9 protein-coding genes are annotated in these 13,347 nt (G+C 44.6%); 2 read left to right on the forward strand and 7 right to left on the reverse strand.

From position 1 onward, the window contains the following. Window positions 1–274: 274 nt before the first annotated feature. From BDE36_RS15020 to BDE36_RS15035, 4 genes are all read right to left on the reverse strand, one after another. A complete protein-coding gene (locus BDE36_RS15020; protein ID WP_141815526.1) occupies window positions 275–889 on the reverse strand; it encodes a WG repeat-containing protein in 615 nt (204 codons plus the stop codon). 145 nt (window positions 890–1,034) lie between these two features. Continuing rightward, the gene (locus BDE36_RS15025; protein WP_141815527.1) at window positions 1,035–3,014 is read right to left on the reverse strand and encodes an alpha-L-arabinofuranosidase C-terminal domain-containing protein; all 1,980 of its coding nucleotides are present in this window, start codon (window positions 3,012–3,014) and stop codon (window positions 1,035–1,037) included. A 10-nt stretch (window positions 3,015–3,024) separates the two neighbouring features. After that, entirely contained in the window at window positions 3,025–5,031 is a 2,007-nt protein-coding gene (locus tag BDE36_RS15030) for a glycoside hydrolase family 127 protein (protein ID WP_141815528.1), read from the reverse strand. A gap of 28 nt (window positions 5,032–5,059) precedes the next feature. After that, window positions 5,060–6,610, reverse strand: coding sequence for an alpha-N-arabinofuranosidase (locus BDE36_RS15035; RefSeq protein ID WP_141815529.1), 1,551 nt, complete (start codon window positions 6,608–6,610; stop codon window positions 5,060–5,062). Between the two features lie 181 nt (window positions 6,611–6,791). On the opposite strand from BDE36_RS15035, the gene BDE36_RS15040 reads away from it, so the two are divergent. Next, a complete protein-coding gene (locus tag BDE36_RS15040) occupies window positions 6,792–7,103 on the forward strand; it encodes a type II toxin-antitoxin system HigB family toxin (RefSeq protein ID WP_141815530.1) in 312 nt (103 codons plus the stop codon). Next, window positions 7,087–7,446, forward strand: coding sequence for a helix-turn-helix domain-containing protein (locus tag BDE36_RS15045; protein WP_141815531.1), 360 nt, complete (start codon window positions 7,087–7,089; stop codon window positions 7,444–7,446). Before BDE36_RS15040 ends, BDE36_RS15045 begins: the two co-directional genes overlap by 17 nt. Before the next feature lie 70 nt (window positions 7,447–7,516). On the opposite strand, the gene BDE36_RS15050 is transcribed toward BDE36_RS15045, so the two are convergent. The 3 genes from BDE36_RS15050 to BDE36_RS15060 are packed head-to-tail and all read right to left on the reverse strand — an operon-like array spanning window position 7,517 to window position 13,319. Continuing rightward, complete coding sequence (locus tag BDE36_RS15050; RefSeq protein WP_141815532.1) at window positions 7,517–8,212, reverse strand: DUF3823 domain-containing protein; 696 nt, start codon at window positions 8,210–8,212, stop codon at window positions 7,517–7,519. Window positions 8,213–8,239: 27 nt separating this feature from the next. Then, entirely contained in the window at window positions 8,240–10,117 is a 1,878-nt protein-coding gene (locus BDE36_RS15055) for a RagB/SusD family nutrient uptake outer membrane protein (protein WP_141815533.1), read from the reverse strand. Window positions 10,118–10,133: 16 nt separating this feature from the next. Next, entirely contained in the window at window positions 10,134–13,319 is a 3,186-nt protein-coding gene (locus BDE36_RS15060) for a SusC/RagA family TonB-linked outer membrane protein (protein WP_141815534.1), read from the reverse strand. Window positions 13,320–13,347: the final 28 nt, after the last annotated feature.

Below are 13,347 nucleotides of genomic sequence, written 5' to 3' on the forward strand. Positions count from 1 at the left end.
TTGCATCAAAGGTTTTATGGCTGCATACGTCAGACTGCTGCGCGTTTGCAGTAATAAAAACAGGTAAATAGTGAGAGATAAAAGCAATATATAGAGAAGTCTCTTCATTGTATTCAGGCATTAAATATCACAATAAAGATAGGTACGACCTTACAATAATAGTTCTTATTAATTACCCCACAACAACACTTATTTAACTGAGAGATGATATGGCCTTCACCAGGAGAAAAGTTTTCCATGAACACCCATTTTACATAAGCAATTTTCGATTCAGTTATTTACCGTTATTCTCAATCACATTTCCTTTTTTGTCAATATAATACCATTCATCGCTTTGCCAGGTAGGGTGCTCATCTCCGGGAAAGGCGAATACTTCTTTACATTTCATACTGACCCTGGCTTTCCCATTTTCAAAAGGAAAAGCACAATCAAATTTAGGCTCAACTATAACCCTGGATGTTAGGGAATCAGCGTATCCGATTTTCCCGTCTTTTACTATTCGATATATTCCTTCGCTGGTATAATCCGGTCCGTTATCGAAAGGATATATCTTATAAATATGATTGCCCTTTTTGTCAATTAATACGAAATCAGGGTCTGCAACAATTCCGTATTCTGTAATCGTGTCGGTATAAGCAGCATAATAATCGCCTAAAACTTTGTTACCTTTTTCATCAAAATACGCATAGAGAGACGTTTCCTTATCTCTCTTTAAGATAAGCATGGAGGAGTCACTTCCGGGCGTACAACCCACTTGCAGTATAAAAACAACGATAATAACAAGATGCAGGTATTTTTGATAGATTCTCTCATATACCGGCTCTGTTCTTCCAGCCTTTATTTCTAAAGGATATAAATAGGCGCCATTATCTATAAATTTCCTTTTCATTCCGCTTTATCACGCCAGAAGTAAAAAAATTCACCGACACATAAATTACAGTTTCCGAATTTAATTCCTAAATTTCATCCTTCGTTTTCTCCTGTAATAAGTTCACGTGCCCGTTCATCCAGAATAAAATCTATACTGATGACTATTATCCAGACACTTTTATCCTGATCACATTAACAGAATACGGTTTTAAAGAAATATCCAATTTATTACCCTTCACTTGTACTGCCTTTTGTTCGGGCGCTATCGCCAGAGGTTCTTCAAAGGAATTAACCTGATCAAGCTTGTTGCTGCTTAGCTCGGTCAGAGTTCCTCTGCTTCCCTTTGCACCCTCTATTATGAAATCTGCATCCTGGGCTTTACCTAAAGTATTCACGACTTTCAGGATCAGTTCATTTGTTCTTTTATCTAAACTGGCCGAACCATACAGCCCCTTCTGTCCTGCAGCTGCCTCATTTCCGAAAAGCATAGGAACAACAACAGATCCTTTATTTACCGAGAACAATTTCTGCACCTGGTAATTAGCGGTTCCATACGAACGAAGGTTATCCACCCAGATCAAATCGGGCGTCCATTGCCAGCCCTCTGCATGGGCAAACAAGGGTGCATACGATGCCATTACCACCACATCGGCGTTACGTTCCAGACCGGTCATGAAGGCCGCTTCAGCGAGAGCGCACTGCCAGTTGTTCTTATTATCCGGACTAGCAATATTCACGCTCTGCGCTGCATATTCACCGGCGAAAATCTTCGGACCCTTACGGTTATAACTATCATAGCGTTTCGCATTATCTAAAAACCATTTAGGAGCCCGGTAGTAATGCTCATCAATAATGTCGGCATTCATTGCCCTCAGTTCCCTGTTGAGGTAGTCAAAACGGTCGCCGTTGGGATCCGTACCCGAACTATTCACTATTTCAATCTCAGGATATTTAGCTTTGATCGCTTTGGTAAACACTTTTAGGCGTTCAATATAAAGAGGGCCCCAGTTCTCATTCCCAACACCCAGCATCTTCATATTGAAAGGAGCAGGATGTCCCATCTCAGCACGCTTTTTACCCCATTCAGAATTAACAGGACCGTTAGCAAACTCTATCAGATCAAGGGCGTCGTCAACAAATGGGTCTAGCTGGTCAAGAGGGACAACTTCTCCGGTATTAAACTGGCACGCCATCCCGCAGTTTAAAATTGGCAGAGGCGCCGCTCCAATATCTTCACATAACTGGAAGTATTCAAAAAAACCCAGTCCGAACGACTGATAATAATCCGGAGTAAGGCGGTGTTTAAACTCAACGTTCCAGCGGTTAATCAACAGATCGCGATCCTCCACTTTCCCTATAGTCTTTTTCCATTGAAAACGTTCGTCGATATTACGGCCTTCCACGATACAGCCTCCTGGAAAGCGAAGGAAACCAGGTTTCATATCTGCCAGCAGTTGCACCATATCAGCCCTCAGGCCACCGGGCCTCTGCTTCCAGGTATCTTGAGGAAAAAGAGAGATCATGTCGAGATCCACAGCTCCCATACCATTCAGCCAAACGTTCAGATGTGCTTTCGGATCAGTTACCGACGCTTTGAAGCTTACTGCGTATTTTTTCCAATCATGGCCCTCGGGAACCACAGTAGCTTCACCTATTACAGCGCCCTGAGAACCAACAAGCTCAACCTTCAGAGTAACCTTACTTCCTGCAGGCCGCCGGGCCCATACCGAAAAATCATACCCATTGTCCTTCTTTATTCCCATTCCCCTGAACCCTTCGTTCGAAAGACCATATCCGGCTTCGGTTTTCGATTCAAGATGTATATAGCGGCGGTTGGCTTTATCAAAAACTGCTAAATTATTAACCACTAAACTGCCAACAGCTCCTTCCTTTTTCTGCTCTTTCCAGCCCATTAAAGCGTTGTCAAACTCAAACGACCTGTTTTTCACCAACTCAGCATATAGGCCTCCGTCGGCTCCGAGGTTGATATCTTCAAAAAAGATCCCCCACATGGTGGGCTGTATAGTTGCTTTTACTTCGTTTGTCCTGACTGTAAAAACGTTTTTGTCCTGTCCTTTTACTGCGCCTGTGAATGCTACAGCACATAGGCTTAAAATACATAAACTGATATATCTTTTTTTCATTTGCATGTTGCTATTTTGTTAAAAGATCTACTTCTTTAACGCGGGCCGGAAACCAGACGGTCATCTCCCCTTTGCCACGGTTGGCCCATGCATAGTAAGGAATTACAGTCACAGGCTTGTTAACCGTATGAATACTTTTGCCATCTGCAGAAACGTTTACGCCCAAAGCTTCTCCTTTCAATACAGTCACGCCGTTCAGAAGATCCTTTTGAAAGACTGGTTTAAACACCGTTTCTTCGGGCAGAATAATATTACTCGTCCGTCCGTCATTGTCCTTCCATTCTGCACAATAAATCAGTGGTCCCCGTTGAATAGCCACTTTTCCCTGGTCGTCTTTTACTTTCTCCGATGCTTTTACCATTCTTACTTCCATGGGTAGGCTTACTTCAACCTTGTCATTATCCTTCCATTTACGGTTTATTACGGCATACCCTTTCTCTAGACTGTAGCTGGTTACTTCACCATTTACTTTAAGTACGACAGAAGCTAACTGGCTTCCTTGAAAAGAATAAAGGTCTGAAGGAACTGCCTCATTACGTGCCCATCCCGGGATACGGATCCTTAGTTTAAAATCGGCCGTGCTTTTTGGCTTAACAGTGAAGAGCAGTCCTCCTTCCCAGGGATAATTATTCTGCTGGATCAATTGCACCGGTTTTTTATTTACCACGAGATTTGCACTGCCATTAATAAACAGATTTACATAAACGCCGTCTTCACTTTGTGCATAAACATAACCTGGAACTGAGGGGATTAAACGGGCTACATTGGTTGGACAGCAGGAACATTCAAACCAACCTGATCTCTCAGCTTCCAGTCGCGGGTAATGAAATGTATTCTTCACCTGCATGGCATTGGTATAAAAGAACGATTTTCCATCGAGTCCAACTCCCGAAATTAATCCGTTATACAGCGACTTCTCCAGGACATCAATATATTTTGCATCGCCATGCAATTGAAACATACGTTGATTCCAGTACACATTGCCAATAGCAGCACATGTTTCGTTATATGCCGTTTCATTTGGAAGCTCATAGTCAGCTCCGAACTGTTCGCCATCCGGCACGGCACCAATACCGCCCTGAACATATAATTTCCGGCCTACCATATTATTCCAAATCCGGTCAATCGCCTGCAGATATTCTTTATCACCTGTAAGCGCCGCTACATCCGCTACCGCAGAGTATAGGTACATTGCCCTTACCGCATGTCCCAAAGCCTCGTTCTCCTGTGTTATTGGCCGTGCATCCTGCCAGTAGTTGCCATTTTCCCATGAATTGCCACTCTTTTTCTTATACTCCCTCTTTCCCCTCTGGTCAATAAAGAATTTAGCCAGTTCCAGATAGTCCTTCTTCCCGGTTATGCGATACAATTTCACCAGTCCCATTTCAACAATCTCATGTCCCGGAGCCACCGAACGCTTGCCCGGACCAAAAGTTCGTGTCAGAAGGTCGGCGTTCTTTACAGCAATATTCAGGAAGTTTCTCTTACCTGTAGCAAAAAAATGTGCAGCAGCGGCCTCGAACATATGTCCCGAATTATAAAGCTCGTGACTATTATCATGTTCCTTTACCCAGCGTTCGTCGCCCGACCAGGAATGAGGATGCTGCGGATCGATCGTCCGCGCTGTATAGAGATAGCCATCAGGCTCCTGTGCTTTAGATATGATAACGATCAGAGAATCCAGGTATTTATCAAGTTTTTTGTCGGGATGTACAGCCAGCGAATAAGAAGCCCCTTCTATCGTCTTATAAATATCAGTATCATCAAAAGGAAACGTAGTACAGAACTTTCCGCTCTTTTCGGCAGCCATTACGAAGTTCTTAACCCTCCCGGTATTCTCACAGCGTTCAAATGAGGCGGGAATAGTGGCTGTTCTGTTCGTCTCAATTCTTGATTGCCAGAATTGGTCTGTCAGTTTTACACTCGTAAATGGTATAGCCTGTATGGCATAATCCCTCTGCTGGCCATACACCGATAGCATGCCAGAAAAAACAACAAGCAAAAATGTCCTTTTCATATACAAAACGTTTGGTAGAATCTTCCGTTTATTTGAGCTCGAGCATCACTACAGAAAGCGGTGGCAGCTCTGCCTTTAGCTGACTGCCTTTTTTGCTAGCTCCATTAAATTTAGCCGGAGCAACTTTAGCCGGATTGTCAAAGCTGTTATAATCATTAAACCTCTCAGAAGTAACAATTTGCCCCTCTACCCTGCTCCACTTAACACCTTCAAGAGCCGAGCTTACAGTGATCTTTTTTGACGGATCAAGATTTACCAGGGAAATATGAATTACCCCCTTAGAATCGATGGATGCAGAAGCGTTGACTGCAGGGATCTTATCATTTCCTGATGTATAATCCGGACTGGTAAACTGGACAGGTATCAATTTCGCATCCATGTGTGCTTTGTAAAGATCAAATACGTGATAAGTTGGGGTAAGCAGCATTTTCTCTTTCTCGGTGAGGATCAAGGCCTGCAAAACATTGATCGTCTGAGCCAGACTCGCAACCCTTACCCGTTCGCAATGATTATTAAAGATATTCAAGGTTGAACCTGCGATCAGCGCATCACGCATTGTATTCTGCTGATACAGAAATCCGGGATTCGTTCCTGGTTCCACATCTGTCCATACTCCCCATTCATCCACAACCAGGGCTACCTTTTTCTCGGGATCGTACTTATCCATTATTGCCGAATGCCGTTTTACAATCTCATCCATCGCAAGGCAGTTCTTCATCGTATTGAAGTATTCCTTCTCATCGAACTGCGTTGCAGAACCCTTTTTACTCCATTTACCTGTAGGGATTGTATAATAGTGAAGTGAAAGTCCCCACATCTGACTGGCCGGTACATTCTTCATCATCACTTCCGTCCAGTTAGTGTTCCAGTCGCTGGCGCCGCTGGCAATCTTTTTCAGCGGAGATCCCGGATAATCACGGGCATAAGTAGCATATCGTTTATATTGATCAGAATAAAACTCGGCGGTCATATTGCCGCCACAGCCCCAGCTCTCATTTCCTACTCCCCAGAAGGATACTTTCCATGGTTTTTCATGTCCGTTTTGTTTCCTGAGGTTGGCCATCGGACTCACTCCATCGAAGTTGAAGTATTCTACCCATTTAGCCATTTCCTCAACTGTTCCGCTGCCTACGTTGCCGGCAATATAAGGTTCACAGTTTAACAGTTCACAGAGTTCCATGAACTCATGCGTACCGAAACTATTATCCTCTGTTACTCCACCCCAGTTGGTATTCACCATCTTGGGACGCTGCTCGCGGGGACCAATTCCATCGCGCCAGTGATATTCGTCGGCAAAACATCCTCCCGGCCAGCGCAGGTTAGGGATGTTGATCTTTTTCAATGCATTTACCACATCCATTCGGATCCTTCCCTGCTTAGGGACGTTCATATTTTCATCAACCCAGAAGCCGTCGTAAATACAGCGGCCCAGGTGTTCCGAAAAATGTCCGTAAATGTGTCTGCTGATTGTTTCTTTTGCACCAGAGGTATTTAAATTCAGGGAAATTGAATTTTGTGCTAAGGATGCCGTAAAGGAAGTTGTAATTAACGCGAAGAGAAAAATAAAGAGTTTCTTCATGAGTATGGTTTTTAATGGCTATTAGTCTGGTTATACTTAGATAACAGGTCTAAAGATAAAAACCATTTCTTTAAATGTCAAAAAAACAATTAATAAAAACTCAACAGTGTCGTTTAGGTATGAACTAATCAACAAACAGATGTAACCATATTGGTAACATTTGTTTATATTTGTACAAACGATGCGCGTTATAGCTGTTAAAACTTTAAAGGACTATTCAACCGGCTACCACCAGGCAGAACAAGCTTTGTTAAGTTGGTACCAGGAAGCCTCGGCAGCTTCGTGGAATAGTCCAAATGAAATAAAGGCACAGTATCGGAATGCATCCATACTTACGAACAAAAGAGTCGTTTTTAATATTCATGGTAATAGCTACCGCCTGATCGTGGATATTGAGTATAGACTTAAAATAATATTTATAGTATGGTTTGGAACGCACCAGCAATATGACCAAATAGATGCAAAAACAGTAAGCTATGTTAAAGCCAATTAAAACAGAGGAACAATATAATGATGCGTTGGCTCACGTTTATGAGCTTATGCAAACTGATATAAAAGAAGGATCTTCAGCATCAGATGAACTTGAGGTGCTCAGTATTCTAATTAAAGAATATGAGCTGGTGCATTATCCCCTATCCTCTCCCAATCCATTGGAAGCTATTAAATTTCGTCTCGATCAGATGGGCATGTCTGAAAAAGAGCTGGGCGATATTTTAGGCTATCGCTCCCGAAAATCCGAAATCCTGTCGGGTAAGAGAAAATTGAGCCTTGCTATGATCAGAAGATTAAACGAGGTGCTGCACATACCGGCTAATGTTCTAATCCAGGTATATTAGGCGACATCCCGATAGAAGTAAGCAGACCAAAGTCTGCTTACTAAGATAAACCATCCAATAACCGGACGCTCTAAAATTCAACCTTCATAACGGGGGAAAAAACGAGATCTTCAACACCCGCTATCTTCACGCCAATCCTGGCAAACACATAATTCTGTGCAGGTACCATGGCCGGTACAGACACACTCATGTTCACGTTAGTCCAGTCGGTAGAAGGACTTATAGCAAGGTCGGCATTTGCTATCTGAGTACCGCCAGAAACGAACTGAGTTTTATTGATATACAAAGTCACTCTTTCTATATCTTTGGCATTTGCATCGCTTATAATCTTATCAATACGGCAATGCGCTGTAATATTTCCTGAGTTGTACGTAAACTGAGCGTTCCTTACCATATAGTAAGGAATAACTTCAATGTCCATCGTTTGATTCCCATTGAGAGTTAAATTTGTGGTATCTTTTGAGGCGCCGTTAGACATGGTCATAAAAGGCCCCTGCCCTGAAGGGAAGACCAGCTTGTATTGAGCATCGAAAAGAAGTGCAGAAAATCCGCCGTCCTGTTTAATGGCTACATCTATCGCTGTCAGTTTTCCCCATCCGCTTTCCCATAATTGGAAGCGCACCTGGCCCTCTTCCACGTTTACAGGCTCTCCCTGATAGGTAATTCTTCCCTGGAAAGTCGATGAGGGTGCGTCATAATTATCCTTTGCGCAGGAGGCAAGGACTATTAATAATACCGCCAGTATATAATTAAATTCCTTTTTCATAATTCATTCATTGAGTATACGATATAGTTATTGGTTCGGGTTTCTCACGATCTTAGGATTATTATTAATCACATCATCTCCTATATAGGAGTAATAATTCCCCAGCCGGAAACGATCAGCCCCCGTCACCTTTCCAGGTCGCGTGATTCTGAATACCCAGCGGCCGTTTTCAGTCGATGAAGGATTGTATATTTTATAGGGGATTAAACCATAGGGTTGCGTATTTCGTTTAGTAGCAGCTCCAATATTGGTTGTGAGCTCTGCTGCCGACATGGCGTTTCCGTCCCATATAATATGAGCAAGCCTCCAGCGCTTCATATCGTAGAAATAGTGGCCTTCAAAGGCAAGTTCCACCCTTCTCTCATGCGCAATACGATTGAAGGATAAGTCGGCTGTGGTGAGCGGTGTCGTGAGACCGGCCCTTGCCCTTACTTCATTAATATACGGGAGGGCAACAGCGGGGCGACCCAGCTCAAAGGCTGCTTCCGCCGCGTTAAGCAATATTTCCGCATAACGGTAACGGATGAACCATACCTCACTTTGAACGCCACGCTGGCCTGAACCTTTGGCAGGATCAAGATACTTGCGAAGATAAAATCCGGCTTGAGCCGTAAACTCTTCACCATCCACAGGGCCATCGAATCCTACAACCTGCTCGTTGCCCGTTTTTCCGGGGAGCTGAGCCTCTCCTCCTCTCCGGGACGCCGTTACGATGCTGCCGTCAGCCAGTTGGAATCCTCCCCAGATATCCACTTGCCTGCCTTTAAACGATGTTCCTGGTAATATTACCGTTCCGCCTAAGCGTGCGTCCCTTCCGGCAAAAAGATCGGTCGGTCCCGCATAACTTTTAGAAATATCCAGGGGAGCGAAGGTATTATCCAGTTTTTCAAAAGATTCCACAAGATTTAACGAAGGATTGATCCTTCCGCCCTCTTCCTCTTCTGCCCGGTAACGAGGTTGGTTCACGATTGTAAAACCATGCACCTTAGCCGTTTTGAGTCTGAAGTCCTCTACAAAAATCGGTTCGGGGTTACTGTTCTTATCGTAGAACAAGCTGGAGAAGTTCTCAGAGAGATCAGGCTTCCTGGTATAGAGGGAATATGTGCCCGCGCTTCCGCTAATAATTTCCTGGGCCGCAGTCAGCGCTTTTTCATAATACGAGTTTGCCATGGAAGCAGGAATTCCTACTTCTCCCCCCGGCAAGGATACCTGCGGAGTATTTACACCATATTTAGCAATTGAAGCTGCGTATAACGCGGCTCTTGATTCCATAGCCAGGGCGGCGGCTTTGGTTGCCCGCGACTTCTCTTCTATATCAACCGGCAACACCGACTTTACTGCTTCTGCCTCACTGATAACAAAATCATAAATTTCCGATTCTTTAGAACGCGGGAATTGCAGATAGGTAGGATCTCCGCTATAGTTGTACTCCAGAGGTTCTAATATTAACGGCACGCCCCCCATTCTCTTTACCAATTCGAAATAATAAGAAGCGCGAAGGAACCTTGCTTCTGCAACAAAACGATCTCTGAGTGAGCTTTCAATAGCTGTGGCTGCCGAGCACTTTTGAATAAACAAGTTCAGGTCGCGGATATAGCCATAATCCCAGCTGCTCCACCAGCCGTACCCATAGTCGTTATTCTGCACCATCCCGTAGTCACCGGCGGCAGAAGGGAAAGACTCATTAAAATCGGCATCGGAGAGAGATTGCCAGTTTTCCAGGGATCCGAAATCGTAATACCGGTTGTATAAGTCGCCGAGCACAGCCAGAATGCTAATCTGATCTTTCCAAACTGTTTCCTCTTCAAGAATGCTCGTTGGAGGCCGGTTGAGGAAGTCGTCCTCATTACAACTCACAGCCAGAAATAAAAACAGGAATATGATGGCATTAAATATCTTTTTCATAATATTAAAATTTAACTTACAAAGAGAGGTTTACTCCCAGGTTTACAAATCTGTTCTGCGGATATTGCAGTCCGTTAGGATCGATAATCTCTGGCTCAACGCCCACTTTTTTCATATTGTCGATAGAGAAAAGATTATAACAGTTCACATAAAACCTGGCCCTTTGTATTTTTACTTTCTGGATCCATTCCTTTGGAAGCGTATAGCCAAGCTCAATAGTCCTGGCCCTCAGGTACCATACGTTTGTCGTCCAGAAGGTTGATAGCCTGTTATAATTACTATGGTCTCCGTCGTTGTACCTTAACGCCGGATACTTTCCGGGAATCCACTCGCTGTTTACATCAAAAGGATCCGCCCGATGCCACCTGTCCTCATAAAATTGCTTCAGCAATGCCCCGTTGTTCTGGAAAGGCCAGCGCATTTCCCAGTTCTGAGTAAACGTATAAAGTGAGCCACCCGAAAAATCGGCACTAAAGTCGAGCGATTTCCATCCCAAAGTAAAACTCAGGCCATAGTTTATAACGGGGTTCCTGTCTGGAGTATATCCTATGGGGCGCTCATCGTATCCGTCTATTCTTCCGTCGCCGTTCTGATCCTTATAAATCAGATCTCCCGGCAGCAAGGTACTGTTGCCTTTTCCGTCTATATTAACGGGATAGTTATTAATCTCCTCCTGCGACTGGAACTGCCCGGCCGTTTCATATCCCCACATGATGTTACTCCACCGATCCTCAACAGAAGTCCGGTAATGCTCCAGTGAGTTACCCCAGAGTGGCTTATAGGTATTAAGACTTTTTGGACGCGCGAACGAAAAGTTAACTCCAAGGGTATATTTGACCTCACCAGAATTCCCCTGGTAATTCAAGGCCGCTTCATACCCCGTCACCGCGTCGCTGTTAACATTCTCTTCCGGAAGTGAATACCCTATTTCCGACGGCACCAGTTCATCATATTTCCGTCCCCGAAGCCCTGTCCGCTTGCGATAAAAATAATCCAGAACACCCGTCACCTTATTATTTAAGAGCGAAAAATCTGCCCCGATATCAAACATTCTGCTTTTAAACCACGAAATCTGATTAACGGGAATTCCTTTATCCCTCGCTGTGATAATAGCATTTCCGCTAAGTACCACTGTTCCCACATTTCCATAATTGTAACCCGGAAGATAATCATAAGGGCCTATTCCAATATCGTCATCTCCCATCACCCCGTAAGAAGCACGAAATTTCAAATCATTCAGAATGCCGTCATCTCCCAGGATCTTTTTAGCGAAATCTTCTTCAGTCACCCTCCATCCCGCTGAAACCGAGGGAAAATAGCCTACCCTTTTGCCGGGTGCGAACTTCCAGGAGGCATCGCGCCTGCCCGAAACCTCGAAATAGTATTTATTGGAGTAGCTGTAGTTCAGCCTGCCAATGTAACCTATACGGGCCTCTTCCAGTGAGCCGTCGTCATAGCGGTCCATGGTCGTAAAATAAATGAGAGGGAGAACGTTTGTAGCAGGCACTGCGTGCACCCAGGTGCTTAGTTCGGTCCTTTCAATCCAGTCAGTAGCGAAGGTTGCACCAACAGTGTGTTTCCCAAAGGTGTTGTTATAATTTAACTGAGCCTGATAGGTGTTCGTGATCTTCTTTTCCGTTCCCCGTTCTCTCCATGGATTGGTACTGCCACCCGTCACCCTGTAGGTATCATCTGCAGGATTATAGGTGTAGGTTTCATAAGTATACTCGTGACCATTCATAACCTTATCAGCGATGTAATAGGAATACACCCCTCTCGCCGTAAGCCCTTTCACCCAGGGCACCTGATAATCAACATTAAAGTTCGTTTGAAGCACTCTCCATTCTTCACGCCAATAGCCAGCGTGCTCCTTGTTCAGGTAACCCCAGTTCGTTTCATTATGCCCGATATCATTTATGTAAGCCGGATTATCATTTGCAAAAGGTCGCTCGGTAGGCAGATTCCGCAGGATTGCGAAACGCGGCTGCCAGTAATCATCCCCTCCGGGTACTCCCGGATTATCCCTGGTTTCAATCCTTCCGTTGATCTGAACGCCAACCTTGAGTGATTCAGCAATTTTTGCGTCGACATTGCTCTGAATGTTGCTCCTGTCGAAGGTAAATTCTCTCCCGAGAACGGATTGCTGATCCAGACGGGTTGCCGATAAATAATAGTTGATCTTGTCAGACCCTCCTGTAGCATTCAGGTTAACAGACGTAAGCGGCGCATTTCCTTTTACGATAAAATCCTTCCAGTTGAAGCTTTGATAACCGTATTCAGTGCCCTGGCGGTACTTCTCAAGCTCTGCGAGTGTAATGTTGGTAGAATGGCTGAGAGAGTTCATTTCCGCGTCAGCCTTAGCCAGCATATAGTCGTACGAACTGTTCACTGTTTCCGGGAACCTCGACCAGTTCTGCCAGCCTGTGTAGGCATCGAGGTTCACTGTATTGCGCGTTCCCGTTTTCCCACGCTTGGTAGTCACCACAACGACGCCGTTCGCTGCCCTAACCCCATAAATGGCGGCAGAAGCGTCCTTCAAAACACTGATGCTCTCTATATCCGTAGGAGAAATATTGTTAAACTGACCTGCGTCCTGCTGGATGCCGTCAATCACATACAACGGATTTCCGAGGTTACGGATCTGGATATTGGCGCTCGCACCAGGACGACCATCTGCCATACGGAACGATACGCCCGGCAACTTTCCGGCAAGCCCCGAACTAACAGTAGAACCCCCGTGTACCCGATCGAGGTCCTTGCTTGTGACTGAGGCAATGGCACCCGTTACCGATTCCTTTTTCTGAGTACCATAACCCACTACGACAACTTCTTCAAGCGCAGATTCTGATGACGCAAGTGTAACGTTAACGGACGTTCGATTATTTACAGCAACTTCTTTAGTGTTAAAACCGATATAAGTAAAAGTGAGAGTTCCCGAGCCATTTGGCAAGGAGAGTGAATATTCCCCTTTCGTGTTTGTGCTCGTCGCAGTCCTGGTGCCTTTTAATCGAACACTAACACCAATAAGCGGCTCACCCTTTTCATCTGTCACCTTTCCGCTCACCGCTACGGACTGTGCGTGTACGAATTGACCGGTACACGACAATAAAAGAACAAGTAAGATAACAGTTGATTGCCGCATGAAAAAGAGGCGTCGATGCAGGCCTCTTACGGCTTCCGAATAATTAAAACAGCTTTTCATATAATGCAATTTTAGAATAGTTCCATCG

It is taken from the genome of Arcticibacter tournemirensis, from assembly GCF_006716645.1.
GTDB classification, from domain to species: domain Bacteria; phylum Bacteroidota; class Bacteroidia; order Sphingobacteriales; family Sphingobacteriaceae; genus Arcticibacter; species Arcticibacter tournemirensis.

What these genes read in the sequence shown, in the direction of transcription:
- BDE36_RS15020 (WP_141815526.1), bottom strand. Translation starts at nt 889, where the DNA reads ATGAAAAGGAAATTTATAGATAATGGCGCCTATTTATATCCTTTAGAA.
- BDE36_RS15025 (WP_141815527.1), bottom strand. Translation starts at nt 3,014, where the DNA reads ATGAAAAAAAGATATATCAGTTTATGTATTTTAAGCCTATGTGCTGTA.
- BDE36_RS15030 (WP_141815528.1), bottom strand. Translation starts at nt 5,031, where the DNA reads ATGAAAAGGACATTTTTGCTTGTTGTTTTTTCTGGCATGCTATCGGTG.
- BDE36_RS15035 (WP_141815529.1), bottom strand. Translation starts at nt 6,610, where the DNA reads ATGAAGAAACTCTTTATTTTTCTCTTCGCGTTAATTACAACTTCCTTT.
- BDE36_RS15040 (WP_141815530.1), top strand. Translation starts at nt 6,792, where the DNA reads ATGCGCGTTATAGCTGTTAAAACTTTAAAGGACTATTCAACCGGCTAC.
- BDE36_RS15045 (WP_141815531.1), top strand. Translation starts at nt 7,087, where the DNA reads ATGTTAAAGCCAATTAAAACAGAGGAACAATATAATGATGCGTTGGCT.
- BDE36_RS15050 (WP_141815532.1), bottom strand. Translation starts at nt 8,212, where the DNA reads ATGAAAAAGGAATTTAATTATATACTGGCGGTATTATTAATAGTCCTT.
- BDE36_RS15055 (WP_141815533.1), bottom strand. Translation starts at nt 10,117, where the DNA reads ATGAAAAAGATATTTAATGCCATCATATTCCTGTTTTTATTTCTGGCT.
- BDE36_RS15060 (WP_141815534.1), bottom strand. Translation starts at nt 13,319, where the DNA reads ATGAAAAGCTGTTTTAATTATTCGGAAGCCGTAAGAGGCCTGCATCGA.